25 protein-coding genes are annotated in these 26,495 nt (G+C 42.3%); 11 read left to right on the top strand and 14 right to left on the bottom strand.

Annotation, left to right across the window (positions count from 1 at the left end):
* The first annotated feature begins 57 nt into the window (after nt 1–57).
* Both AB8P51_RS01620 and AB8P51_RS01615 read left to right on the top strand, forming a co-directional pair.
* Entirely contained in the window at nt 58–447 is a 390-nt protein-coding gene (locus AB8P51_RS01620; RefSeq protein ID WP_369747022.1) for a 2TM domain-containing protein, read from the top strand.
* Nucleotides 444–938 (top strand): dihydrofolate reductase, encoded by a 495-nt coding sequence (locus tag AB8P51_RS01615; protein ID WP_369747021.1) that lies wholly within the window; start codon nt 444–446, stop codon nt 936–938. Before AB8P51_RS01620 ends, AB8P51_RS01615 begins: the two co-directional genes overlap by 4 nt.
* Here the strand turns inward: AB8P51_RS01615 and murI are convergent.
* The 8 genes from murI to AB8P51_RS01575 all read right to left on the bottom strand — a co-directional run bounded on the left by murI (nt 935) and on the right by AB8P51_RS01575 (nt 8,993).
* Entirely contained in the window at nt 935–1,723 is a 789-nt protein-coding gene (gene murI / locus AB8P51_RS01610) for a glutamate racemase (RefSeq protein ID WP_369747020.1), read from the bottom strand. The two genes, AB8P51_RS01615 and murI, sit on opposite strands and share 4 nt — an antisense overlap.
* Nucleotides 1,724–1,807: 84 nt before the next feature.
* A complete protein-coding gene (locus AB8P51_RS01605) occupies nt 1,808–2,317 on the bottom strand; it encodes an OmpH family outer membrane protein (RefSeq protein WP_369747019.1) in 510 nt (169 codons plus the stop codon).
* A 42-nt stretch (nt 2,318–2,359) separates the two neighbouring features.
* The gene (locus AB8P51_RS01600) at nt 2,360–3,193 is read right to left on the bottom strand and encodes an OmpH family outer membrane protein (protein ID WP_369747018.1); all 834 of its coding nucleotides are present in this window, start codon (nt 3,191–3,193) and stop codon (nt 2,360–2,362) included.
* A 93-nt stretch (nt 3,194–3,286) separates the two neighbouring features.
* Entirely contained in the window at nt 3,287–5,908 is a 2,622-nt protein-coding gene (locus tag AB8P51_RS01595) for an outer membrane protein assembly factor (protein WP_369747017.1), read from the bottom strand.
* 4 nt (nt 5,909–5,912) lie between these two features.
* The gene (locus tag AB8P51_RS01590; RefSeq protein ID WP_369747016.1) at nt 5,913–6,653 is read right to left on the bottom strand and encodes an isoprenyl transferase; all 741 of its coding nucleotides are present in this window, start codon (nt 6,651–6,653) and stop codon (nt 5,913–5,915) included.
* An 8-nt stretch (nt 6,654–6,661) separates the two neighbouring features.
* Nucleotides 6,662–7,348 (bottom strand): DUF6089 family protein, encoded by a 687-nt coding sequence (locus AB8P51_RS01585; protein ID WP_369747015.1) that lies wholly within the window; start codon nt 7,346–7,348, stop codon nt 6,662–6,664.
* Between the two features lie 110 nt (nt 7,349–7,458).
* Nucleotides 7,459–8,340, bottom strand: coding sequence for an NAD kinase (locus tag AB8P51_RS01580; protein WP_369747014.1), 882 nt, complete (start codon nt 8,338–8,340; stop codon nt 7,459–7,461).
* On the bottom strand, nt 8,337–8,993 hold the full coding sequence (locus AB8P51_RS01575) for an acetoin utilization protein acuB (protein WP_369747013.1): 657 nt from the start codon (nt 8,991–8,993) through the stop codon (nt 8,337–8,339). The genes AB8P51_RS01580 and AB8P51_RS01575 overlap by 4 nt, the downstream gene beginning before the upstream one ends.
* 92 nt (nt 8,994–9,085) lie before the next feature.
* On the opposite strand from AB8P51_RS01575, the gene AB8P51_RS01570 reads away from it, so the two are divergent.
* From AB8P51_RS01570 to clpX, 7 genes are all read left to right on the top strand, one after another.
* Nucleotides 9,086–9,799, top strand: a complete 714-nt coding sequence (locus tag AB8P51_RS01570) for a pyridoxine 5'-phosphate synthase (RefSeq protein ID WP_369747681.1) — start codon at nt 9,086–9,088, stop codon at nt 9,797–9,799.
* On the top strand, nt 9,799–10,569 hold the full coding sequence (locus AB8P51_RS01565; RefSeq protein ID WP_369747680.1) for an alpha/beta fold hydrolase: 771 nt from the start codon (nt 9,799–9,801) through the stop codon (nt 10,567–10,569). The genes AB8P51_RS01570 and AB8P51_RS01565 overlap by 1 nt, the downstream gene beginning before the upstream one ends.
* Nucleotides 10,570–10,691: 122 nt before the next feature.
* Nucleotides 10,692–12,209, top strand: a complete 1,518-nt coding sequence (locus AB8P51_RS01560; RefSeq protein ID WP_369747012.1) for a G-D-S-L family lipolytic protein — start codon at nt 10,692–10,694, stop codon at nt 12,207–12,209.
* A 69-nt stretch (nt 12,210–12,278) separates the two neighbouring features.
* Nucleotides 12,279–12,632 carry a phage holin family protein gene (locus AB8P51_RS01555; protein WP_369747011.1) on the top strand — a complete coding sequence of 118 codons (354 nt, stop codon included), beginning with the start codon at nt 12,279–12,281 and terminating at the stop codon, nt 12,630–12,632.
* Between the two features lie 92 nt (nt 12,633–12,724).
* Nucleotides 12,725–14,047, top strand: a complete 1,323-nt coding sequence (gene tig / locus AB8P51_RS01550; RefSeq protein ID WP_369747010.1) for a trigger factor — start codon at nt 12,725–12,727, stop codon at nt 14,045–14,047.
* Between the two features lie 171 nt (nt 14,048–14,218).
* Nucleotides 14,219–14,899: an ATP-dependent Clp endopeptidase proteolytic subunit ClpP gene (clpP, locus tag AB8P51_RS01545; RefSeq protein ID WP_369747009.1), complete on the top strand. Its 681-nt coding sequence runs from the start codon at nt 14,219–14,221 to the stop codon at nt 14,897–14,899.
* Between the two features lie 99 nt (nt 14,900–14,998).
* Nucleotides 14,999–16,234: an ATP-dependent Clp protease ATP-binding subunit ClpX gene (gene clpX / locus AB8P51_RS01540; protein WP_369747008.1), complete on the top strand. Its 1,236-nt coding sequence runs from the start codon at nt 14,999–15,001 to the stop codon at nt 16,232–16,234.
* Here clpX and AB8P51_RS01535 read toward each other — a convergent pair.
* Nucleotides 16,231–16,776 carry a hypothetical protein gene (locus AB8P51_RS01535; RefSeq protein WP_369747007.1) on the bottom strand — a complete coding sequence of 182 codons (546 nt, stop codon included), beginning with the start codon at nt 16,774–16,776 and terminating at the stop codon, nt 16,231–16,233. The two genes, clpX and AB8P51_RS01535, sit on opposite strands and share 4 nt — an antisense overlap.
* A 133-nt stretch (nt 16,777–16,909) precedes the next feature.
* Entirely contained in the window at nt 16,910–18,424 is a 1,515-nt protein-coding gene (locus tag AB8P51_RS01530) for a GH3 auxin-responsive promoter family protein (protein WP_369747006.1), read from the bottom strand.
* A gap of 78 nt (nt 18,425–18,502) precedes the next feature.
* Between AB8P51_RS01530 and AB8P51_RS01525 the strand changes: the two genes are divergently transcribed.
* The gene (locus tag AB8P51_RS01525) at nt 18,503–19,297 is read left to right on the top strand and encodes a DUF2797 domain-containing protein (protein ID WP_369747005.1); all 795 of its coding nucleotides are present in this window, start codon (nt 18,503–18,505) and stop codon (nt 19,295–19,297) included.
* Here AB8P51_RS01525 and AB8P51_RS01520 read toward each other — a convergent pair.
* Genes AB8P51_RS01520 through sppA form a run of 3 tightly spaced genes read right to left on the bottom strand, consistent with a single transcriptional unit; the run spans nt 19,290 to nt 24,508 of the window.
* Nucleotides 19,290–22,007, bottom strand: a complete 2,718-nt coding sequence (locus AB8P51_RS01520; protein WP_369747004.1) for an AsmA-like C-terminal region-containing protein — start codon at nt 22,005–22,007, stop codon at nt 19,290–19,292. The two genes, AB8P51_RS01525 and AB8P51_RS01520, sit on opposite strands and share 8 nt — an antisense overlap.
* 28 nt (nt 22,008–22,035) lie before the next feature.
* Nucleotides 22,036–22,746, bottom strand: a complete 711-nt coding sequence (locus tag AB8P51_RS01515) for a queuosine precursor transporter (protein WP_369747003.1) — start codon at nt 22,744–22,746, stop codon at nt 22,036–22,038.
* Between the two features lie 4 nt (nt 22,747–22,750).
* On the bottom strand, nt 22,751–24,508 hold the full coding sequence (gene sppA, locus AB8P51_RS01510) for a signal peptide peptidase SppA (protein WP_369747002.1): 1,758 nt from the start codon (nt 24,506–24,508) through the stop codon (nt 22,751–22,753).
* Between the two features lie 191 nt (nt 24,509–24,699).
* On the opposite strand from sppA, the gene folK reads away from it, so the two are divergent.
* A complete protein-coding gene (folK, locus tag AB8P51_RS01505; protein WP_369747001.1) occupies nt 24,700–25,848 on the top strand; it encodes a 2-amino-4-hydroxy-6-hydroxymethyldihydropteridine diphosphokinase in 1,149 nt (382 codons plus the stop codon).
* On the opposite strand, the gene AB8P51_RS01500 is transcribed toward folK, so the two are convergent.
* Complete coding sequence (locus AB8P51_RS01500; RefSeq protein ID WP_369747000.1) at nt 25,845–26,390, bottom strand: RNA methyltransferase; 546 nt, start codon at nt 26,388–26,390, stop codon at nt 25,845–25,847. The genes folK and AB8P51_RS01500 overlap by 4 nt on opposite strands.
* Nucleotides 26,391–26,495 lie beyond the last annotated feature (105 nt).

The raw sequence follows: 26,495 nt of genomic DNA, 5'->3' as shown, positions 1-26,495 counted from the left end.
TCTCAGGCTCTTAAAATCCGATTTCATCTATCTTTGTAGTTAAAGATAAGGATTCAGATGTTCTCCAAAACGAAAAAGGACTCCGGAATAAACCTCGAACAGCACGAGCAAATTGAATACGCCCAGGAACGAATAAAGCAGAAAAAGAATCTGTATCGTCATTTTGTGTGGTTCCTGATCGGCAGCGTGGGACTTGTATTGATGAACAAAGTTTTTAAGTACGGAGAAGCCTATGATTGGGCCTACTGGGCGATAGGATTATGGAGTCTGCTCCTTTTAGTACATCTGGCCAATGTCTTTATACTTAGTACGTTTATGGGTCGCGACTGGGAAAGAGAACAACGTGAGAAGTTGGTTCTCAAACAAAAAGAAAAAATAGCAGAGCTCCAAAAACAGTTGGAAAAAGAATTTCCTTATCCCGGACCTCCAAAAAAAAAAGTGGATTGAGTACTCTTATCATCATTGCAGCAGCCGCGGAAAACAACGCGCTGGGAAAAGACAACCAACTTCTGTGGCATTTGCCCGATGATTTTAAACGATTTAAAGCGATCACTACCGGTCATCCGATTATCATGGGAAGAAAAACTTTTGAAAGTTTTCCAAAGCCCCTTCCCAACAGATTTCATATCATCATCACCCGGGATACATCTTATTCCACTTCGCACGGTAATTGTAAAGTTGTTCATTCTTTGAAGGAGGCACTTTCAGTGGTGGATAAAGACAAAGAAGCCTATATTATTGGCGGAGGAGAGATTTACGCCCAGGCCATGGAATACGCAGATGTGATTGAGCTTACCCGCGTGCACGGAAAGTATGAAGCGGATACCTATTTTCCGGAAATCGACATGAAAGAATGGGAACTCCTAAGAGAAGAATTCCATCCGGCGGATGAGAAGCACAAAGTATCCTTTAGTTACCTTACCTATAAACGACGTTAAAAATCGAGAAACTTAATTTGTAGTTCCCCTGGTTCATCCTTTAAAAAACGGGATAACATTTCCGCCTCAGTATTGCTAAGGAATTTGTATGAGGGTTCTCTTTGATCTGTATTCAACAATTGATGCTGCTGTAGTACCTTATGTGTTTGTTTAGCCACGGCTTCACCGCAATCGATGATCTTTACATGCACAGGCAGTTCATCCTTCAGGACAGGAATAAGAAAAGGATAATGAGTACATCCCAGCACGAGATGATCAATTCCTGCGGCTGTCATGGGTTGAATATACTTTTGCAGTAAGTTCCTTGCTTCCGGGGATTGTGCCTGCCCTTTCTCTATTAGTTCCACGAGTCCGGTACCCACCTGCTCAAGAATTTCAATATTTGCTGCGTGATTTTTTGCAGTACTGTGAAACAAAGCACTGGTAAGCGTTCCCCGCGTTGCCAGCACCCCTACTTTTCCAGAAACAGATTGCAAGGCGGCTGGTTTGATAGCTGGTTCTATCCCAATAAAGGGAACGGCATAATTCTTTCTGAGGTAGTCTATAGCGTTAGTAGTAGCAGTGTTGCAGGCTACGACGATGAGCTTACAATGATTTTGTAAAAGCAATTCAGTATTCTTGATACTGAGTTGGAGGATGGCTTCCGGTGATTTTTCCCCATAGGGCGCATTCTTACTATCGGCAAGGTAGATGGTATCTTCCAAGGGCATCTTGTTTCTGAGCTCTTTCCAGATGGAAATCCCACCAACTCCCGAGTCAAAAATTCCAATCGGCCTGCGATCCAATGCGTTTTTATTTTAATGTAAAGGTGTATAAAAATAAAAAAACCGTCCTTGTGAGGACGGTTTTTTATAAGGATTTATTTCAGATTAAAATCCCAATTCCTTTTTAACTTCCGGCAGCAGGTCTTTACCCTTTGCTACGATAAGTCCGCCTCCCTGGGTAGAATCCATTACGTATTCTATTCCTTGTGCAGCAGCTACTTTTTCAATAGCGGCCATGGCTTTTTCGGAAATAGGCTGGAACAATTCGGCCTGTTTTTTGGCAAGTTCCTGTTGAGCAGCCTGCTGGGCTTCTCCAATATTCCTTTCAAATCCCTGAAGTTCAACGGCTCTTTTTTCGTTTTCTTCTTTGGTTTTTGCCGATGCTTCACTTTGATACTGTGTATACTTGTTTCGCAACTCGGTCATTGAGCTTTCTATATCGGCCTTGTAGGTCTCCTGTAATTTCTTTAATTCAGCCTGGGCAGCCTTCATCTCCGGCATATCCGATAAAAGTTCGGTTACATTGATATGAGCTACTGAGCTCTGTGCATTTACAAACCCTGTAGCGGCAACGAACAATACTAGGGCTACTGCTACTTTCTTCACGTGTTTCATGACTTTAAATTTACTATTTGAGTGTTATTATTGAATTCTAAATTATTGATCTATTGTGTCTTTTTTCTTTTCAGTTTGCTTAGCTCTTTCGGCTTCTTTTTCTTTGCGTTTGGCCTCGCGCTCTTCTAATAATTTCTTTCTGCGTTCTTCATATGCCTTTCTGCGTTCTTCCCGAAGCTTTATTTGCTCTGCTCTTTTTTCCTCTGCTGATTGCTTTCGCACATTCTCGGCTTCCTCAGCTTTCTCCAGTCGCTCTTTAAGCGCATCGGTCATTTCTTCCTCTTCCTCCGCTGCTGCTTTTTCAAATGCTGCCAATCGGGCTTTTTCAGCTGCTTTATTGGGCTTGCTAACCCTCCTTGTTCTGGCGATACCCCTCAATACTAATTCGCTGATATCGTGCCTTTTTTCGGAGTACAACATTACGACATCCGCAGATTTATCGAAAATAAAATCGTACTTTTTATTAGCTCCAATCGCCTGTACTTCATTGAACACCTGGTCCTGGATAGGTTGAATCAACCTTCGCTTTTGTAGCACCAGATCTCCGTTCGGTCCGAATCTGTCCTGCTGATATTCGAGCATTTCCCTTTCAAGAATCTGAATTTCCTCTGTTCGCTCTGAAATCAACTCATCAGTCAACAGTACTTTTTCTGCCATCAAGTCTTGCTTCATCTGGTCTATGACCCCCTTCTTTTCCTCAATCTCCAGTTTCCACCTTTGCACTTTATTCTCAAGTTGCTCATTGGCTTCCCTGTATTCTTCTACATTTTCAAGGATATATTCCATGTCCACATATCCTATCCTAACTCCCCGTTGGGCGAAGGAATTCAGTGTGGTCAGAAACACTACAGTTATTAAAAGAACTTTTGTATTCATGTTACTCAGGTTTAGTACATAGAAAATATCGTGCCAAAATTACTAAAACTTTTAGAATGAGTGCTTTACCTTTTGTTCCGGGAAGTTGAAATTCTAGAATTGCTGACCTATAATAAAATGTGTCTGCCATCCGCTCGGACCATTACCCGCAGATTGAGGTCTTAGGTCTTCGTCAAATCCGTAGCCAAAATCTATCCCCAGTAAACCAAAGGCAGGCATAAATATTCTTAAGCCTACTCCGGCCGATCTTTTAAGTTGAAACGGATTAAACTCATTAAAATTGTTAAATGAGTTTCCTGCTTCTAAAAAAGTTAAGCCGTAAATGGAGGCAGAAGGCTTCAGGGTTAGAGGATATCTGAGCTCCAGAGAGTATTTGTTATAGACAATTCCACCTTCCTGATCGAAGGTAATAGGATCTACAGGGGTAAGAGAGTTATTTTCGTATCCCCTTAACTGTATAGTCTCGCGGCCATCAAGGGTGAAGTTTCTGCCAAGACCGTCGCCCCCCAGAAAGAATCTCTCAAAAGGTACCTGGCCTACATCACTGTTGTAATTCCCGAGGAATCCAAATTCAACATTGGTCCTGAGAACTAATTTATCTACTAATCTGGTATACCAGTCGCCTTTGAATTTGATCTTGTAGTATTCAAGCCAGCGAAATCGCTCCTGATCCACGCTTTCCAATTCATTTCTTTCGGCCGTTGTAAGGTCACTTCCCACCTGGTTCCTTTCAGTTTGTAATTCTGTAAGCTCTTCGCTTCTATCTTTTAAGGCAGCAAAATCCTTATCGCTGAAGAGGGAATACGGAGGTGTAAACTTTGCGGTTACCTCAAAGATCGACCCTGTAATAGGATAAATTCGGCCTGGACCTGCAGAACTCCTCGAAATTCCGAAGGTGTAAGCAAGGGAATTTGACTGCCCGTTTCCGAAATTAAAGAGGCCTGTTCGGTAATTCCTGAAGTCGTATAGCTGATAACTCAGGGAATGGGAAAGCGTAAAAAAGTCGTCAGGCCACTGCACCCTCTTGGCAAGCCCAAGAGAAACCCCTGTAATAGAAAATTGCTGATCTTTATCTACTTCTACCCTACCGTTAGTACCGAATGACGCCAGGAACTGCTGAGTTCTGGAGAGCGACATATTGAATCTAACCGGTTTTTTACCTCCTAACCAGGGTTCTGAAAAGTTCAGGCTATAGACCCTGAAGGTTCTACTGGCTTGTAATCGGAGGGCAAAGGTTTGACCGTCCCCCATAGGCACCGGTTTATAGGCTTCTCCATTAAAAAGATTCTGAATGGAGAAATTACTGAATGAAAGTCCCAGCGTTCCGATGAATCCTCCGCCACCATAACCTCCCTGAAGTTCTATCTGGCTCGATCCTGATTCTACCAGGCTGTAAGCCAGGTCTACCGTTCCGGAATTAGGATCGGGGTTTTGAATGTCGGGAGCAATTTGTTCTGCATCAAAGAATCCTAATTGTCCGAGTTCGCGGACACTTCGGATAATGTTTTCTTTACTGTATTTCTGTCCGGGCCGTGTTCTGATCTCCCTGAATATAACGTGATCATTGGTCTTATCATTCCCAGTTACTGTAACGTGATTTAAGAAGGTCTCTTTCCCTTCAATGATTCGGATCTCAAAGTTAATAGTGTCATTTTCTGCAGAAACTTCCACAGGGTTGATCTGCGAAAATAAATAACCATTGTTCTGATATAGGTTGGTAAGATCATCTGCATCAGGTTTGGTATCATCTGCAATTCGCTCCCTTAACAAGACGCCATTATAAGTAGATCCCTTCTTTATTCCCAGAACCTGTGTTAGCTGGCGATCGGTATATACTGTGTTTCCAACAAAGTTGATATCTCCGAAGTAGTATTTATTTCCTTCTTCTACATTGATGGTGATCTTAATATTTTCATCATTCACCTTTTCGATGGTATCTGAAATTACACGGGCATCGCGAAAACCGTTTTCCGCATATTTGTCGATCAAAGAGGAGAGATCTTCCTTGTAATCTTCCGGGATATATTTTGATTTCTTCCAGAACCTTCCGAGTTTCTTACGCTTGGTATTTTTTAGGGATTTACGCAATTTCCCATCAGATATTTCCTCATTCCCCTCAAAAACAATATTGGATATTTTTACTTTATTCCCCTTGCTTACGTTTATCACCATGCTTTCCGCATTGGTTTCGGAGGTGTCCTGTGAGGTTACAATGGTAGCCCTGGCATTTAGATAACCCTGTTTTTTATACTTGTTCTGAAGATAATTCCTGGTATTGGCAATGAGGCTTTCAGTGATTTTCTTCCCCTTTTTAAGATCCGTGTCGTCAATGATTTCATCCACCTTTCTTTTTTTAACACCATAGATGGTGACCTTGGAAAGAGTGGGTCTTTCTTTAATATTGAGTTCGAGGTAGATATCCTCCCCTTCTATGTTAGTTATGTAAAAGGCAATATCACTGAACAATTCAAGGCCCCAGAGCTTTTTAAGGACGTCACTGATCTCATCTCCTGGCACGGTAATGATCTGCCCTTCCCTGAGTCCGGTATATGTTTTTACGGTCTGCTCATTATAACTTTGCAAGCCAGAAATTTCCAGTCCTTTAAGAACGTACTTCTTCCCACTATCATACGGAATATCCTGCGACAGTACTGAACTTGTGGTTAAAAGAAAAAGGAAGGTAGTAAGGAAGATTCGCAATATGAGTCCGTTCACACTACTAGTTAAGTTGTTCGCTTGTTTTTCCAAATCGTCGTTCTCTGTTCTGGTAATTCTTTAGTGCTTCTGCTAAATGTTCCACCCGGAAATCGGGCCAGAATACTTCCATAAAATACAATTCGGCATAAGCAATCTGCCAAAGTAAAAAATTGCTTATCCGGTGCTCTCCACTGGTTCGAACAAGCAAGTCTACATCTGGTAAATTATGCGTGTAAAGATGACCATTAATAATGGCATCATCAATATTCTCCGGCGAAATTATATTATTTTTAACTTTGACACTAATTTCCCGCACTGCATGTTTGATTTCTTCCCGCGCTCCATAGCTGAGCGCAAGCGTAAGCACCATAGCAGTGTTTTTCGAAGTTTTTTCAATCACTTCCTGTAATTCTGAATAAGCCTTAGGGGGCAATGAGGAGATGTTTCCTATCGCATTAAGCCTGATATTGTTTTTATCGAGCGTTTTAAGTTCTCTTTTTAAAGAAGAGACAAGAAGTTTCATTAAGGTGTCCACTTCCTTTTTAGGACGTTGCCAGTTTTCAGTAGAAAAGGCATAGAGGGTAAGATAGTCGATCCCAATTTTAGCGCAGTTCTCCACGGTCTCTCTCACGGCTTTTACACCATTCTCGTGACCGAAAATACGCAGTTTACCACGTTGTTTGGCCCACCGGCCATTACCATCCATGATGATAGCCAGATGCCTGGGCAAAGGGCCCTTTTTTAATTCTTCTATAGTGTTCATCCTACTTTTTACTCGAAACAATCGGAACAGACCACCCTACCAAAGGTGTAGGTGAGGGTAATCCCTGAAAAAACATACCAATCGTCACTTAAAATGTTCCCAAAACGGAATTGCTCAAAATTTGATCCCGTTGGGTTACTCGCATCCAGGTTATCCGTAAAGGTATACCGCGCTCCTACTTCGGCACCGAGGATCAGGAATTGATTCAACCTGATCTTGGCCCCTACGGTCATAGGAATGGCAAATGAACCATCTTTTTGCCCGGTTTCCTGCAATGATCCTGCATCGAAATAATTAAAATCATAGCGAAAATACGCAATTCCTGAATAAAGATAAGGTGTAAACGCCTGAGAAAGTGAATGAAGGTTATACTCTACGAAATTGAGCTCGAGTCCGGCAGATATCTCCAAAAGATTATGATCAAGGACATAGCCCCTCTGTTGTCTGGATGCCATGTCCGATTTTGAATCATCAGCGGTAAAACTACCATAGAAAGCACTGGCGCGCCAGGCGTATCTTTTACTTTTGTTCCATTTAAATACTCCTCCAAATGCCGGTCCTGTGGGGGAAATAAAATTCATGCTCCCTACATCCCCTATATTGTTGAGCCCACCGCCCATAAAACCAACTTCATAGGTTTGGGCTCTGGACTGCATAAACAGCAGAAGGAAGATGATATAAGGAATTGCTTTCATTTTTATCAAAAATGGGCAAATATACTCCTTAAGGCTATATTGTTTGGATGAACTCAAGAACTTTCGCTTTCTCAATAAACAGGGAAATGTTGTAATTATTGTTTCCAGGATCAATTGCGTTTGTCCTGACCCCATAGTAATTTGTTTCGAATGGTCTTTAAAAAACTCTCGGAAGCGTATTCTATCATTTTAATACTGAAGTCGGTCTTTTTAATCACCAATTCCTTTCCATTATCTATGGTAGCCAGTCTGGAATCAAGGGAAACCATGTGCTGATCTTCCCTTCCGGAGACCTTGATCCTGATTTCAGTGTCATCCGAAATCACCAGGGGCCTGGCATTCAGGTTATGAGGAGCTATGGGAGTAATCACCAATGACTGAGCGGTGGGTGTCATCACCGGTCCTCCGCAACTCAGGGAATATCCCGTAGAACCCGTAGGGGTTGAGATAATCAGGCCATCGGCCCAGTAAGATGTGAGGTATTCATCATTGAGATGTGTTTCAATAGTAATCATGGAGGTGGTATCCTTCCTGCTCACCGTAACCTCATTGAGAGCAAAATTCAGCTCTTTGAATTCCTCTATTTCAGGCTCAGAAGTTACAGACACCAAACTGCGTTCAACCACAATATAGTCTCCTTTGATAAAATCGTGTATCAATCGCCTGACTTTTTCTTTTTTGTAGGTAGAGAGAAACCCCAGACGCCCGGTATTGACACCTACAATAGGAATACCAAGATTCCCGACATAAGTTACCGCCCTCAAAATGGTTCCGTCTCCCCCAAAACTTACAAAAAGATCGAAATCCTTATCCAGACCGTGGTTGTGATCAAATGTCTGGCAGTATAAATCCGGTTCTTCTACACGCAGGAGTTTATAAAAATCTTCTTCTATGAAAATATCGGCCTTGAGTAATTTCAGTTCTTCAAGCAGCTCAAAGACGTAATTGAGTCCGTTTTCCTTAAAGGCCTGACCATAAATGGCTACCCTCATACATTGAGAAATTTGTCCAGATAATCTGAACGTTCTTTGAGGTCTTCAAGAAATTGATCGGCCTTATTGCCAAAGAGTATGGAGTAGTTGTAGCGGCGAAAAGTGTTCACCACTTCATTAAAGTTATTCATGCCGATTTTAATGGTAATCTGCACTACCTCGCTCCTCGAATCAGTAATAAAAGCACCGATAAGTTTTGTGTTATTGCTTTCGACAATCTGTGCAATCTCACTGAATGAATAGTCTTTAATCCCTTTAGCCACGACCAGAATGGCTCCCGGTTCCTTAAAAAAGGGAGTGTCGATAAATACGCCCACAAAATCATTCAGATCGTAGTATCCCATCACATGAGCTTCTTCATCCAGGACTGGCAGAAGGTTTGCTTCATTTCTGGAAAAAAGTTCAAGCACATCAAGCCAGGAAGTTTCTCTTACAGCAAAGAAGGATTCCAGATTTGTTTTAAAGCTGGTGATCTTCTGATCTTCCTCAAATGCTTCGAGATCATTCTCTGATAACAAACCCAATAATTTTTGGTCTTCAGTGATAGCCACATGGGAGTAGGTACTATTCTTAAAAAAATGAATAGGTTCCGCCAGCATATCCTGAACGTCAAATACAGGGATTGAATGGATGATATGTGATTCTATAGACATGATCTTTAAATTACCGCAAATTAATAATTAAAAAGATCAAAAGGCATGCCTAATTTGTATTTTTGCGACGAATGAACGATGATATAGTCCAAATGACGAAACTCAGTGTAAATATTAACAAAATTGCCACTTTGAGAAATGCCAGGGGCGGGAATATGCCCGATCTCATCTCAGTGGCAAAGGATATAGAGGAATTTGGGGCAGATGGGATCACTGTGCATCCCAGACCTGATGAACGCCATATCAGGTACGCCGATGTTTACGCCCTTAAAGAGGTATTAAAAACAGAATTCAACATTGAAGGGAACCCCAATCCCAGATTCACCGAGATGGTACTGGAAGTATGTCCCGCACAGGTTACCCTTGTCCCGGATGCTGTGGATGCGATCACATCAAACGCCGGCTGGGATACCTTAAAGCACAAAACCTACCTAAAGGAAATGATTAACACCTTTAAGGATAAGGGAATTCGTACTTCCATTTTTGTGGATCCGGATCCGGCAATGGTGGAAGGAGCAGCAGAGACCGGGACAGATCGTATTGAGCTCTATACGGAAGAATACGCCAAAATATATCCTAAAGATCCGGAGAAGGCGATCAAACCTTATGCTGAAGCAGCCAAAGTGGCCCATTCCCTTGGTTTGGGCATTAATGCAGGGCACGATCTAAGTCTGGAAAATATAGCATATTTCAGTAAAGGTATAGCTCATCTCGAGGAAGTTTCTATTGGACATGCCCTTATATGCGAGGCGATTTACCTGGGTCTGGAAAACGTAGTCAACATGTATTTACACCGTCTGAAATGATGCCTGTCTTATATTCTAACATAATAGGAAAAGGAGAACCTTTTCTAATTTTACACGGATTTCTGGGTATGTCTGATAATTGGAAAACCCTGGGAAGCCAATTCGCAGAAAGAGGGTACGAAGTACACCTGCTTGATCAGCGTAATCACGGGAAAAGTTTCTGGTCTGAAGAATTCGACTACAGTCTGCTTGCCGGCGACCTCGGTAATTATATGGATCACCACAATATCGAGAAAGCGGCACTACTGGGTCATTCCATGGGGGGTAAAACGGTAATGGAATTTGCATGCAACAACCCGGAAAGGGTAACGCACCTTCTCGTAGCAGATATTTCTCCAAAATACTACCCTCCGCATCATCAATACATCATAGATGCCCTAAAGGCCCTACCGTTAGATAAGGTAAAATCAAGGAGTGAGGCCGACTTCCTTCTGGCAAAACACCTGCACGACTGGGGAATAAGGCAGTTTTTATTAAAAAGCCTTCACTGGGTTGAAAAAGGACGACTCGCTTTTCGGTTTAATCTGGACGTTTTAGCTGAAAAGATGGAAGAAATCGGAGATTCGATTTCTGGCACCAAATCCTTTGAAGGGCCCACTTTGTTTTTAAGAGGCAGCAGATCTGAGTATATAACTGACCAGGACCTGCCTATGATTAAACAGCACTTTCCTTCTGCCCTTCTCGAAACTGTATCAGATTCGGGCCATTGGTTGCATGCGGAAAACCCCAGGGAGTTTTTAAAATATTCCCTCTTATTTTTAAATCGATAATATCCGGGTATTTTTTCTGCAAGAACCCCATTTATAAGGGGGTAAAATTGCGTGTGTCATAAATTATATTAATTTTGAGACCACTGACATTCAATTTGTACTATCAACTCAAAAATTTCTTCATGAAAAAGTTTTTCGCCCTCCTTGCGTTTACCGGTGTTCTTTTGATCTCCTGTAGTGATGACGACACTACTATGACAACAACGCCACCACCAGATCCTGTTAATTACACCAGCGGATCCGCCGATTTTTCAAATTATGTAGCCGTAGGGAATTCTCTTACTGCCGGATATTCAGATGCTGCGCTTTTCATCGACGGACAAACGGCTTCCTTTCCCAATATGCTGGCAGAGAATTTTGCCCTGGCCGGTGGTGGAGCTTTTACGATTCCTTTTATGGCTGATAACCTTGGTGGTGCAACCCTGGGAGGTCAGACTATCCTTGGCAATAGATTGATTCTATCCTTTGCCAGTGGATCTCCTGCACCTGTACCTGTTTCCGGACAAGGTGCAACAGAGATCAGCAATACACTCACAGGTCCCTTTAACAATATGGGAGTGCCGGGAGCTAAGAGTTTCCATTTAGCAGCCGCGGGATATGGGAATGTTGCCGGCGTACCTTTAGGAGCTGCAAATCCTTATTATGCCCGTTTTGCAACTTCGGCCTCAGCAACTGTCATAGGAGATGCTGCTGTTCAAAACCCAACATTTTTTTCCCTTTGGATAGGGAATAACGATATTCTGAGTTTCGCCACTTCGGGTGGTTTAGGAGTAGATCAGACCGGAAATCTCGATCCAACTACTTATGGAAGTAATGATATTACAGATCCCAATGTTTTTGCAGGTGTATTAGATGGTTTACTTCAAACACTTACGGCAAATGGAGCTGATGGAATTATGATGAATATCCCGGATGTAACCTCAATTCCTTATTTTACAACGGTACCATATAATGCTATACCATTAGATGAAGCCACCGCAGGAGTTGTCAATCAGGCATATTTACCTTACAACGGGGGTATTCAGCAAGCACTTGCTGCCCTTGACGGAACTGGTTTATTCACGGCCGAAGAGGCTGCGAGAAGGACAATCAACTTTTCTGCGGGTCCGAACGCAGTGGTTATTATTGACGAGGATCTTACTGATCTGGGAGCTATAAACCCTGCTTTTGCCGGATTGCCGAAATACCGACAGGCAACTCCTGAAGATCTCCTGGTATTGGGCAATCTTAGTTTTCTTGGCACCCTGGCTAATCCTAACGATCCTACCTCTATCAATGGTGTAGCAGTACCACTCACTGACCAGTGGGTATTAACACCAGAAGAACAAGCATCAGTAATTGCGGCACAGACATCTTATAACCAAACTATATCCGCCCTTGCACAGGCATATGATGTTGCCCTTGTGGATGCGAATGCATTTTTAACCACTTTTGCCGAAACCGGTTTCCCTTTAAGCGACGGAAGTACTGTATCGGCTACTTATGGTACCGGAGGCGGGTTCTCCTTAGATGGAGTTCACCCATCTCCCAGAGGTTATGCCTTGTTGGCTAACCTTATGGTAGAAGCTATCAATACCAAATACGGCTCTAATCTTCCAGGAGTGGATCCGTTGAATTTTACAGGTCTATATCTGCAATAAACTATAAAATCACTATTTTAATGGCACGCTTAAAAGGCGTGCCTTTTTTATTCATTTAATTCCTCGTTTATGAAACTAATTCTCAGGGTATTACTTTCCGCATTAGCCGTTGTCCTTCTAGCTAACCTCCTGGGCGGTGTTCAGGTCGACTCATATGTCACCGCAATTATTGTGGCCGTTGTTTTGAGTTTGCTCAATTTTATCGTCAAGCCTATCCTCGTTATACTAACCTTACCTGTAACCATCCTAACCTTGGGGCTGTTCCTGCTGGTTATCAACGCCATTATTATCCTTCTGGCTGATCAATTAGTGGGCGGATTTAGTGTTGATAATATCTGGTGGGCACTTTTGTTTAGCTTATTGCTATCCTTCCTGCAATCCATATTTTTCTCGGTTTTAAAGGACCCTGAGAAGTCGAGGTAAATGACCAGGTACACAACCTTCTAAAAACTTGTTCCTCAGTGTAAAATGTACTACTTTTGCCTCCCTTTTAGGGAAGTAAATCACAATTATACATGAACATTAGCAAGGAGCAGATCGATGACCTCAACGCAGTAGTTAAGGTCGATATCAGCAAAGAAGACTACCAGGACAAGGTTGAAAAGATCCTGAAGGATTATCGCAGACAAGCGAATATACCGGGATTCAGGAAAGGACAAGTTCCTATGGGACTTATCAAAAAACAATACGGTCGTGCCGTATTGGTTGATGAAGTAAATAAATTGCTACAGGACAATCTGAACAAGTACCTCAACGAAGAAAAACTCGACGTTTTAGGCAATCCTTTGCCCAAGCAGCAGGATAGTTTCGATTGGGATAAAGAGGAATTCTCCTTCGAATTTGAGCTGGGCCTTGCCCCTGAATTTGATGCCAATCTGAAAACAAAGAAGCCTGTGACCCAGTACAAAATCGTTGCCGACAAGAAGATGATCGAGGAACAGCTGGAGAGGATTCAAAAGCAGTACGGTAAATTAATTTCAAAGAAAGAGGCGGGAAAAAAAGATGAGGTAACAGGAACCTTTATCAACGAAGCGGAAGAAATTGAGCATAAATCCACTGTAGAATTAGACAAAATCAAAAGCAAAAAGGCTCTTGAATCCCTTTTGGGTAAAAAACCTGGTGATAAAGTAATACTGAAAACCAAAGGTTTATTCAAAGAGGACTACCTGCTTTCAGGCGCCCTTGGAATTAACAGGGATAAGGCAGACAAATTAAACATCGAAGTTGAATTCGCCATCGAGGAGATCAATGAAAGGGAGCCTGCCGAGTTAAACCAGGAGCTTTTTGACAAACTTTTTGGGAAGGATGCCATCACTTCTGAAAAGGAGTTAAAAGAACGTCTTAAAACAGATGCTGAAAAACAATTTGAGCAGCAGTCGGACCAAAAGTTACTGAATGATGTTACGGAACGACTCATAGACACTACAAAATTTGAACTTCCCACTGCCTTTTTAAAGAAGTGGATTCAGATGACGGGAGAAAAACCGCTTTCTGAGGAAGAGGCAAATGATGAATATGAGAAATCAGAAAAGGGATTGAGGTACCAGTTGATTGAAGGTAAGATTATCAAAGATCACAATATTGAAATCACCTATGATGAATTAAAAGAATTCGCCAAAGGATTTATCAAATCGCAAATGGCTCAATACGGACAGATGAATCCACAGGAAGAGGAACTGGAAGCTATTGCCGGCAGGGTAATGAGCAATCAGGAGGAAGTAAAACGTCTTTCTGAACAATTGATGAGTCAGAAACTCCTCAGCCTGTACAAGGAAAAGGCAAACTTAAAGGTCAAAGAAGTAACTTACGAGAACTTTGTAAAAGAAGTATACGGGTAGGTTTGCTGAATGATTGCTCTTTTTTAGAGCCTTTGTAGTGGGAGTGTTAAGACTATTGTAAAATTGATAACACGCATTTTCCCGCCATCAATTTTCATTAAAAATAAGTATCTTTACGGAGCCGAATGATTATGATTCGGCTCCTTTTTTTTAAACAACGATATTGACATAATGGATTACGGAAAAGAATTCAAAAACTTCGCAATAAAGGATCAGGGATTGAATAGTATGTACTACGATGAAGTTCTACGCAGTATGTATCCTGTAAATATGACTCCTAATATTATCGAGGAACGACAACTCAATGCCATTGCCATGGACGTGTTTTCACGTCTTATGATGGACAGGATTATATTCCTCGGCACAGGCATAAGTGATCAGGTAGCAAACATTGTTCAGGCACAGCTATTATTTCTGGCCAGTGCTGATTCTTCAAAGGACATCCAGATATATATCAATTCCCCGGGGGGAAGTGTTTACGCCGGCCTGGGAATCTACGATACCATGCAATTCATCAAACCCGACGTGGCCACTATTTGTACGGGTATGGCAGCCTCTATGGGAGCTGTGCTGCTTTGTGCAGGCGAAAAAGGTAAACGAAGCGGACTAAAACACTCCAGGGTGATGATCCATCAACCTATGTCGGGGGCACAGGGACAGGCAAGTGATATTGAAATTGCAGCTAAGGAAGTACTTAAGATAAAAGACGAACTCTACAATATCATCTCAGAGCATTCAGGCCAGTCGTTCGATAAGGTTTACGAAGACAGTGACCGGGATTACTGGATGAAAGCCGAAGAGGCACTCTCATATGGTATGATTGATGAAATTTTAGAAAGGGATAAGGCCTAAGTCTCATTTTTACACTTTTTCGTAAAAGTGGGTCAATAGTCTGTGAAATAAACCAAAACCGGAATTATTTCGTTATAATAGCCGATAGTACCAAGAAATATGGCGAAGGAAAATTTAGAATGTTCTTTTTGCGGTCGAAAAAAGCCGGAAACTAATCTGCTTATTGCAGGATTGGATGCTCATATCTGTGATCGATGTATCGAACAGGCGCATGGTATCGTAGCGGAAGAGTCGAAGCAGTCTAAAACCGATGACCTCTCCTCAGAACTGACCCTGAAAAAGCCCAGAGAGATAAAAGATTTCCTGGACACCTTTATCATAGGGCAGGGACGAACAAAAAAAGTTCTTTCCGTCGCGGTTTACAACCATTATAAACGCCTCTTACAGCCCAGTTCCAAGGAAGACGAAATTGAAATCCAGAAGAGCAATATCATCATGGTGGGTCAAACCGGTACAGGTAAAACCCTGATGGCAAGAACTATTGCTAAAATGCTTAATGTTCCTTTGGCCATTGTAGATGCAACTGTACTTACTGAAGCCGGATATGTAGGAGAAGATGTTGAAAGCATCCTGACAAGGCTTTTGCAAGCGGCAGATTACAATCTAGAAAAAGCAGAGCGAGGAATCGTATTTATAGATGAAATAGACAAGATTGCGCGTAAAAGTGACAATCCGTCCATCACCCGCGATGTTTCAGGCGAGGGGGTGCAGCAGGGCTTGCTAAAGCTACTTGAAGGAACCGTTGTTAATGTTCCCCCAAAAGGAGGAAGAAAACATCCTGATCAGAAATTTATTGAAGTAAATACTGAAAACATCCTTTTTGTTGCCGGTGGGGCGTTTGACGGAATAGAGCGTATTATTACCAAACGGCTGAATATGCAGGCCATCGGATACAGTGCCTCCCGCAAGGAAGAGCACATCGACCAGGACAATGTACTGCAGTATATTATTCCGAAGGATCTGAAGGAATTTGGCCTCATCCCCGAGATTATTGGGCGATTGCCAGTTCTTACTCATATGAATCCTTTAGACAAGAAAACCCTCAGGGCTATCCTTACAGAACCGAAGAATGCCATCATAAAGCAATACGAGAAATTATTTGCTATGGACGGTATCAGTTTTGAGATCACAGATCAGGCACTGGACTATATTGTGGACAAGGCGATTGAATACAAGCTTGGAGCCAGGGGCCTTCGTTCTCTGTGCGAAGCTGTGTTTACCGATGCTATGTTTGAACTTCCCAGCAGTGAAGAAACAGAATTCAAGGTATCGAAACCTTATGCTCAGGAAAAACTATCCTATGAGACCATCAAGAAACTGAAGGCGGTCTCCTAAAGTTGAAATTTTTTGTGAATTACGGATTCCAGAAGCGACAAACAAACTTTCTGGATGATCATTTCATCTGAATACAATTCATGCCCGTATTGTGGCATAACTTCCAGCGAAACCCCCTTTTTGTCAGCCCAATCACTGCAAGGAATATCCTTATCGTTTCCTCCGTAGAGCAATCTTACTGGGCAATCGGGCATAGATCCGTCCATGGGTAATTCTATGGGAGACACCGCGTAAAGTGACTTCATAGGCAACCCTTTTTGAGCTGCAAGCCAGGCTACAGTACCTCCGGCACAGAAGGTAAGATAGTGACAGGGCTCTTTTTGTTTATTCAGCAATTGTGACACGGCGTAATCTCTTCCCCCACTTTTAAATGCATCGTAGAGCTTTTCGGAGGTACATACAACCAGATCTACATCGGCGAGTTGCTGAGTATCGTGAAACTGAATATCAAAATATTGTTGGAGGTATCCGAGGTAAGAAGTGATCCAAAGACCCTTCTTAGCGCCCCACATATCGGAAAGGATAACGAGTTTTTCTGCCATGATTTTAAGGTTGTCGGTTAAGTTAGGAGCCTCAATTTGAGTATAATCGAGGAAAATCTGCTATTTTTTTGACAAGCGTAGGTATTTTATCGATGTAGTTTCAAAAAATGGAGGATAAGAAGTAGTAATTTTCCTAATTATTCATCTGCAGCAACTCATCGAGATAGGCCCTGTCGTTTGATAATCGGGGGATTTTATGCTGTCCGCCCAGTTTATCTTTCGATTTTAACCAGTCGTAGAAAAGGTTTTCCCTAGCCACATGGACCTTCGGCATGTTTAAGGTCATATTGTTATAGCGCTTGGCTTCGTAATCCGAATTCAGGGCTTTTAGTGCCCTGTCGAGGGATTCCGTAAACACAGTTAGTTTTTCGGGAGCCCTTCTGAATTCGATCATCCATTCATGCGCTCCCTTTTCCTTCCCCGACATAAAAATGGGCGCTACCGTATAATCCTTTATCTGGGCTCCTGTCTTCTGGCATATCTCTTCCAGGGCCTTTTCAGCATTCTCAATGATGAGTTCCTCCCCGAAGACATTAATATGGTGCTTTGTCCTTCCCGTAATCTTTATTCTATAGGGATCTGTAGAAGTGAACCTTACCGTATCTCCAATTTTATATCGCCATAATCCCGCATTGGTCGTAATTATGATGGCGTAGTTCTTACCGATTTCTACCTCCCATAAAGGGATGGCCTGCTGACTTTCAGTGCCATAGTTATCCATCGGGATAAACTCATAGAAAATCCCGTAATCCAGCATCAGGAGTAGATCATCAGCGTTGTTCCTGTCCTGGATCGCAAAAAAACCTTCTGAGGCATTGTAGATTTCGTAATACTTAAATCTCTTGCGGGGTAACAACTTATCATACTGTTCTCTGTACGGGTTAAAACTTACCCCTCCGTGAAAATAAACCTCCAGATTTTCCCAAATCTCAAAAAGATGTTGTTTCCCGGTTTCTTCGAGGACATTATTTAGCAAAACAAGCATCCAGGATGGCACCCCCGCCAGGCTGGTGACATTCTCCTGTATACTTTCCTGAATGATTGCATTCATTTTAGTTTCCCATTCGCTCATCAGAGACACCCTGTTGCTGGGAGTACTACTCAATTCGGCCCAGAAGGGCATGTTGTCAATCAATATGGCTGAGAGATCTCCAAAAAAGGTCCCGTTGTCTTCATATAATTCCTTACTGCCACCTAACCGCAGACTTTTTCCTGTAAATAGCTGAGAATTTTCGTTATTGTTTAAATAAAGGCAAAGGAGGTCTTTTCCCGACTTGTAGTGGCAGTCTTCAAGGGCTTCTGTGCTTACAGGAATAAATTTACTTTTTGCATTGGTGGTACCGCTACTCTTGGCGAACCATTTTATTGTAGTGGGCCAAAATATATTCTGTTCCCCTTTCCTGCTTCTTTCAATAAAGGGCTCTGCTTCCTCGTACGATACTATTGGTACACGTTCTCTGAAAATTCTGTAGTTTTCAATGGATTCAAAATCGTATTTCTTGCCGAACTCAGTGTCTTCAGCTATTTCCAGCAATTGGTCTAATACTTCCTGTTGCACCTCAGCAGGATATTTAAGGAAGAGCTCTATCTGGTGATACCGCTTTTTAAGCAGCCAAGAAGCTATGGAGTTAAATAGTGGAATAGGCATTTTTCGGTATCTTTGGCATGCTAAAAAACTGAAAGGAAAGGTAGCAAAATTTAGCGGATATTCTACAAATAAGCGCATATGCAGTACGAAGGGGTTTTACGAAAAATGAAAACTGAAATAGGAAGTCCTATTCAGTATTATTTACTATTCGATGCAGATTTCCTCAATGTCAATCAGGTTCTGAATAAGAATCTGCAAATCACATTTTTAAAGTATCAATGTCTTAATTGTGGTCTTGAACGACCTATTTTCAGACAGGGATTCTGCCGGAGCTGTTTTTATGAGATCCCCTCTGCGGGCGATTGGATTATGCATCCTGAGTTAAGTACTGCACACCTTGGAAAAGAAGACAGGGATCTGGAATATGAAAAAAAAGTACAATTACAGCCCCATATCGTCTATCTGGCCAATTCGAGTAATGTAAAAGTTGGAGTCACAAGGAAATCACAGGTACCTACACGATGGATCGACCAGGGAGCACACGAAGCCATTGAAATTGTAGAGGTGCCCAACAGATACCTGGCTGGAATAACGGAAGTTGCTTTAAAGGAACATGTCGCAGATAAAACCAATTGGAGAAAAATGCTCACCAACAAGGTGGACGATGAAAATCTGGAGAGCTGGCGGAATCGATTACGTCCCTTTATTCCTGAAGAGGCTTCTCCCTATTTTATAGAAAATAACAAAGAAACCGAATTAGTCTTTCCTGTTTTACGCTATCCCGAAAAAGTAAAAAGTCTCAATCTGGAAAAGACCCCTCAATACCAGGGCAAACTGATGGGGATTAAAGGTCAATACCTCCTTTTTGAGGACAATACAGTCTTTAATATCCGGGGGAGTGAAGGCTACTACATATCCCTTATCATCAATTAACAGTATCCTTCAGAACCGAGGTCGTATCTTTTTTCTTTTTCTTTAGCAGGCCACCTAAAACAGATTTTGCAGCCTCTTTAACAGCCTGGTTGGGAGAAGCAGCTGCTGCAGAATCCTTATTTACTGAATCTGTCCTTTTTGTTCCGGATGTCAGGATATTCCCCAGCGTTTTTTTCACTTCTTCCGTTGTGCTTGTTTTAGTTGTAGTGCTGTCTTTTCCTTGCTTACCCGCCAAAAGGCCTTCCAGCAGGGTAGAGGCCTTTTCTTTTCCCTGATTGAGGAGTTTTTGTTTCTGAACCTCTACCAGGCTGGCTGTAAGGTTTTTTACGCCTGAGGTCAGATCAGTTTTAACTTGTGGGTTATTGTATTCCCCTCCTATGGTAACGCCTACAGGTACCGTCAGGTTTTGAAGGCTATTGTCATTTATTTTAGCGATCAGGCTATTAACCTCCGAACCCAGATATTTTGCCGGCACATCAAGTCTTGCCGTGTAATTCAGTTTTCTGTCAAAGCTATGACTGCCGTCGACGGTAATAGCGATATCCTGGTAATTAAAAGTCATAGGTTTTACAGACACTATCCCTTCTTTAAAAGAAAGGGCTGTCTTTAACCCACTTAAGTTGAGTTTTTCAAGGTCGATAAACTGAAGTTGGGAAGCTACGGCATTGAGTACGTTCGCTCTCTCCTTGTTGATCTTAGTCTCGAGGATCTCCGCAAGTATATTCCCTGTAATACTTTCCAGATTGGGTGTAAATTCCGGACTTAGATTTCCTGAGATCGTAATTTTTGAATTGAGTTTTCCCTGCAAGGCAGAGGCAATAGGAGCCAGGGTTTTTAACAAGTCGAGATTATTAAAGGCTTCGCCCAATTGAAATTGGTCGGCACCCAGCTTCATTTCAAAGGTGGGGGTTTCCGTTTTAGTGGAGACCAGACCGTCCAGGGTTAGCTTACCATTGAAAAGTGAGGAAGAGAAATTGCTAAGAGTTGCCGATTCATTATTGATTCTAAGTGTTCCTTCCACATTTTGCAATGTCAGATTATCGTAGAGTACGGTTTGCGCCTTTGCATTGATCGTACAATTGAGGAAAGATGGAATTTTAATTCCAGAGGCATCCTGATCCTCCGCTCCCTCTTCCTGTACTTTTTCAGTCATAAAGTCATTCAGAGAAAAAGTATTGGAAGTGAGGTTAAAATTTCCTTCCACCTCTTCCTGGTTAAACATAAAACCCAGTAGGTTATTGAGTGTCCCCGAGACATCGAAATCGGTTTTTCCCAAATTGCCTTGCATGCGGTTAAGAGTGATTCTTTCCGGTTTAAAGTCGAGTGCTATCGTCTTGAATTGAACAGGAGCTGAGAGTTCTTCATTGCTGTATTCAAATCCATCAACCTTAATCTGTCCGGATGAACGGGTCTTTGCGTATTGTTTCTTCTCCAAAGCTGCCATATCAAAAGCCGTGGAAACATTCGCCTTCAAGAGTCCTTTCAGGTCCTGTTCAGCTGCATAGGGATAGGCCTTTGCGAGGTTGGCCAGATTCATATCGGCATCGATCCGGGCAGTGACTTTGGTATTCCCGCTAAGCTCTGATATTCTGGCTTCCATCGCAAATCGATCCTGATCAATATTAAAAGAAGCCCTTTCTATATTTACATAGGTATCCTCAGCAAGGCCCGTCTTATTGATCACCTCCGTAGAAATCACGATATTATCAACTCCTTTGGGCAGATCGGGATATTTAAAGGCAGCTTTATCTGAACTGATATTCACCCTGAACTGAGGAATATGTGTGTCGTCCATTTTTCCTTTGATCTCGCCTTCAACAATAAAATCTCCCGAAGTTGATACCCCGGCGATATCTTTGGAATACTTTTCCGGAAATAGCGCCAGGAAGTTTTTAAAGTCGGATGAAGGTGTTTTAAAATTGATGTCGAGCTCGTTGAATTCTTCTTCTACCCGAACATAGCCATTAAAAATGAGGGGGAGTTGATTGATAAAACCTTGGTTTTCCAAAAAGGTATAGGTGTTTGTTTCCATATCTATTCCTAACAAGGCTTCCATAGAAACTTTTTGCCCGTTTAAATATTTCGTCCCGTCCATACTTAAACTAACCAGTGCCTCGGAAATCGTCTGAAGCTTCGACTCCTTCAGAGAAAGATCTCCCGATCCGCTGTGCTCTATATCGGTTACCTCAACGTAAAGGCCTGAGGACAAATCCTCGTAATTCAGTCGGGACTCGTTAATAGTATATTCCTGGAGATCAAGGGTAAAATTACTTTGTTCAGCCTGGCTATCCCCCTGCCCTTCTTCACTTTTGGCGATGTCATAATTCGCCCGTTCCTCTTCATCGAATTTTATATTGATCAGTGCTTTGTTGAGGTTCAGCTCCTTCAGCTGAATAGGCTCTGATGCATCTTTAAAAAGTTCAAAAATCGATAGCGTCAGGTCGATTTCACCCGCAGCAAAAAGCGTATCCCCCTCAAAAGGTGCAGCCGTAAGCAATACCGCCTCAGTAATGCGTAATTCGGCATTGGGAAAGCTCCTGATCAGGCTCAGATCGGCATCAGCAAAGTCGAACGAACCCGTTATACTATTATTTACTTTATTCTTTATGATGGTTCCTATTTTTCCTTCGAGGAAAAATGGAAGGGCGATGGCAATTCCCAGAAATAGGATAAAGATGCCCGCCACTATTTTGACAATTTTTTTCTTCATGAACTTAGATTTGAGAATGGAAGATGGATCAGATATCCAAAACGATCTCTTCCCCTATTTTTAAATTAAATCGCTTTCTGAAAATATATACGAAAAAATAGAGGAAAGGGGTGTCGATAAGTGCTATAAAAACCTTAAAAAGAAAACCACTTATAACAAGACCCGTAAACAGGGACCAGGGTAGCACTCCGAATACACACAATAAGCCAACTACGGTGAAGGTGTCTATGAACTGTGAGAGAAAAGTTGAAAAGTTATTCCTAACCCACAGATACTTTCCCTTAGTTATACGTTTCCAGAAGTGATAGATAGCAATATCCACGTACTGCGCACAAAGATAGGCGATCATGGAGGCGAGAACTGCGATGGGTGAAAGGGCAAATACTTTACTGAAAAGATCATCTCCTATTGGTGATTCGGGAATTGCCGGTGCCATTTCAGCAAGTAGAATAATCCCCATGGAAAAAAAAGAGGCAAATATTCCAGCCGTAACTATCTGATTGGCTTTCTTCTTTCCGTAGACCTCAGAAATGAGATCGGTAATCAGGAAGGTTATTGGATAAGGTAAAATCCCTACAGAGATTTCAAAGAGTGACGCGCCGTAAACAGAAACTTCCCCAAAAGGCTTCCAGTAAAAGAACTTCTGAAAGATTAAATTTGATACAACGAGAGAGGTAATAAAAAGTGCTCCCAGGTACAAATAAATCTTGTACGCTACTTTCCTATCCTTATCCGTCATGAGCCTATTTGATGGTTATGCTGAATGGCATTCTGGCCTGAACACCACGTTGTTGAGTGGCCCTTTTAACTTCCTTGTAGAGGCTGTAAGCTTCAGATCCCAGTTCTCCTTTAAGAACATCTTCCTTTACCCTGGTTTTCGTTCCTGAAAGATCTTCCATGAGCATTTCGAAATTCGACTTGTACCTGGGATATCTACGGATGCTGTAAGAAGATATTTCTGCCAAATCAGCTGCCTCTTCAATAGCATCTTCCAGTCCGCCCAATTCATCAATCAGGCCGATTCTCAGGGCTTCCGCCCCACTCCAGACCCTCCCCTGTGCCAGGCTGTCTGCTCTCTCCATAGATATGTTCCTTCCTTCAGAGACACGTGTCAGGAAGGTTTGGTACGTTGCTTCAATACTCTCTGTAATAACACTTCTGAATTCGGGGGTCATGGGTTCGAAAAGGGAGTACTCGGTTGCATTGCTATTGGTTTCCACCTGTTCGGCGTTAATACCTATGTCGCCGGCCAGTTCACTAATATTTGGAATGGTTCCGAATACGCCAATAGAACCTGTGATCGTAGTGGATTCAGCGAAGATTTTATCCGCTCCCGCAGCAATATAGTAACCACCTGAGGCTGCTACGTCACCCATTGAGACCACTACTGGTTTTTCTTTTTTTGTGAGGACAACTTCTCTCCAGATCAAATCCGAAGTAAGGGCACTGCCCCCGGGAGAATTAACACGTAGCACAACTGCCTTAACCCTGTCATCTTCCCTGGCGCGAATGAGTGCCCTGTTGATCAGGCCCTGCCCTATGTAGTTAGGACCGCCTTCCCCGTAAAGAATTTCACCCTGAGCAAAAATCACAGCAATACGATCACTGCCTTTATAGATCGATTTTTTCCTGGCCTCTTTCAGATAATCAGAAAGCTCCACATAATTTATCCGCTGATCATCAGATTTGCCCAAGGCCCGTTTTAGTTTCGCCTCATATTGGTCCCAATAAAGGGTTTCATCAATCAGGCCTGCCCTTTTAGCCAGTTCGGGTGTCCTTCCCCCCAGCGAATCAGCAATGGCATTTAGATCTTCAACACTTAAGTTACGATCGGCAGACATGTCTTCAAGCATGCTCCCCCACAATGATTCGAGCAGCTCTTTGATCTGTGTCCGGTTCTCATCACTCATTTCATTTTGCAGGAAGGGTTCAACCGCACTTTTGTATTTTCCATGCCTTACCACCTCCATTTTTACCCCTGTCTTTTCCTGCAGTTCCTTAAAAAATAAAATTTCGGCTGATAAGCCCCTGAAATCGAGATTTCCCACTGGGTTAAGAAATACGCTGTCGGCCACACTTGCCAGGAAATAATCCTTTTGCATGAGGAGATCGGCATAGGTATAGACAAACTTACCCGACTCCCTGAAATCGCGGAGGGCATCCCTGATGGCCTTGACCTGAGACCAACCTGCCATGACAAACTGACTCTTAATACTTATCCCTTCTATCTTGTCATCTTCTCTGGCTACTTCAATGGCGTGCAAGATATCATCAAGGCCAACGGCCTCTTCAAAGAGTCCGGCGAAGGGATCGGCTTCATTGCTTCCTGTATAGTCATTGATAGGATCTTCAAACTCAAGTTCTAATACTGAGTTACGTTTTATAACCACACCTTCTTCCACATTAGCCAGACTGATAAAGATGAGAAACATAAAAAAGAGTATTCCCATGGCGATCAGCGTCCCGAGGATTGCAGCTAAAAGATTTCGTAAAAATTTCATATCTGATGTTTAACAGCGTCAAAGATAGTGAAAGTGCATATCTCCCTGAGTCTATGGCTAATATTTTAAGGATATAAAGAAATAGGAATCCCCTATGTGTCTGGACGTCGCTTTTAGCTGGATAGCCCTCTCAATAAGCACGGTGATATAGACCCCTTATTCCATTTCTTTTTCATTAATTTGCCAAAGTTATGGCGGCCTCTCACACTACTTATTTATCCCTTGGCAGCAATGAAGGGAATCGGGTTTACTTCCTTCAGAAAGGCTTGTTTCTGCTTCAGGAAAAAGCGGGGATCATAATAAAAATCTCCCCGGTCTATGAATCCCCGTCCTGGGGGTTTGAAGCCGGCGATTTTCTAAATATCTGCATCGAACTTGAAACCAGTCTGAGTCCAGAAGAATTGCTTGAAAAAGTACTTCAAATAGAGCATATTCTAGGCAGGAAACGGTCATCTGAAGAAGGGTATCAGTCGAGAACGCTGGACATAGACATTTTGTACTTCGACAATGTAATTCAGGAAGATGACATATTGATTTTGCCTCATCCCGGAATTGCAAAAAGGCGATTCGTGCTTCGTCCATTGGCAGACATCGCACCGCAATTCTACCATCCTGTACTGGAAAAAGACACGCGAAATCTGCTGCAGGAATGCAGGGACAAATCGGAGCTTCGGAAAACAAATATAAGTTTACATGCCCACTGGGAAGAGAAGTTTGCAGCCCTTAATTTTGTCACCATTGAAGGAAATATAGGGGCAGGGAAGACTACACTGGCACAAAAAATATCAGAAGACTACAAGGCAAAACTGGTATTGGAACGCTTTGCCGACAATCCTTTTCTGCCAAAATTTTATGAAGACCAGGCGAGATACGCCTTTCCCCTTGAGATGTCTTTTATGGCAGATCGCTATCAGCAATTCACTGAGGATACTACTCAATTCGACCTGTTTAAGAAATTTATGGTGAGCGATTACGACGTCTATAAGAGCTTGATTTTTGCTAAGATTACTTTGCAGCCTGACGAATATTTGCTATACCGAAAGGTCTTCAGCCTGATGTACAGGGAAGTACGAAAACCCAATCTCTATATTTATCTGTACCAGACTACGGATCGGTTACTGGAAAATATCAAAAAAAGGGGAAGGAGTTATGAACAGCAGATTGAACCGGACTATCTGGAGAAGATCAACAAGGGGTATTTTGATTTTATTAAAAGCTATCCGGAACAAAAAACACTGATTCTTGATGTGAGTTCAATCGACTTTGTACACAGTACTGAGGATTATCACTTTGTGCTGGATCGTATCCTAGATTTTACCTCCCGGGTTCAGCAACCCTAAAACATTTTCTTCTGCCTGTTTAATTTCGTCCAGAAATCCCAGACGACCACACCTGCACTGACGGCAATGTTAAGCGAATGTTTGGTTCCCAACTGAGGAATCTCCAGTACCCCGTCACACGCGTTAACCACTTCCTGGGAAACTCCTTTAACTTCATTGCCAAAAACAAATACGTAAGGCTTGTCTGGTAAAGGAATGAAAGTATCGAGTCGCTCTGCGCCTTCGGCCTGCTCTACCGCCATACAATGATGTGTCTTTTTTATTCTGTTGATAAGAGAGAGGCTGTCTTTCTCATATTCCCATGTCACACTTTCGGTGGCTCCCAAAGCCGTTTTACGAATGTCCTTATGAGGCGGGGTAGCTGTAATACCACAGAGATATATTTTTTCGAGGAGAAAGGCATCAGCAGTCCTGAATACGGATCCGATGTTGTGAAGGCTTCTGATATTTTCCAAAACCAGAATTAAGGGTGTTTTAGGAGCATCTTTAAAAGCCTTGACATCGAGGCGGTTTAATTCCTTATTTAAGAGTTTTCTTTTCATCTGTTTGAGCAGATTGCATTTGGTTTGAAGTTATCCCAAAATATCAACAACTATTTAAATTCCAGAAGCAATTCGGTATCTTCGTTTTCTGCTGTAAAGATAGGT

Source organism: Muriicola sp. SD30 (assembly GCF_041205185.1).
Lineage (GTDB): Bacteria > Bacteroidota > Bacteroidia > Flavobacteriales > Flavobacteriaceae > Muriicola.
The sequence above is the reverse complement of the archived record's forward strand: the minus strand, read 5'-3'. Positions and strand labels throughout refer to the sequence as shown.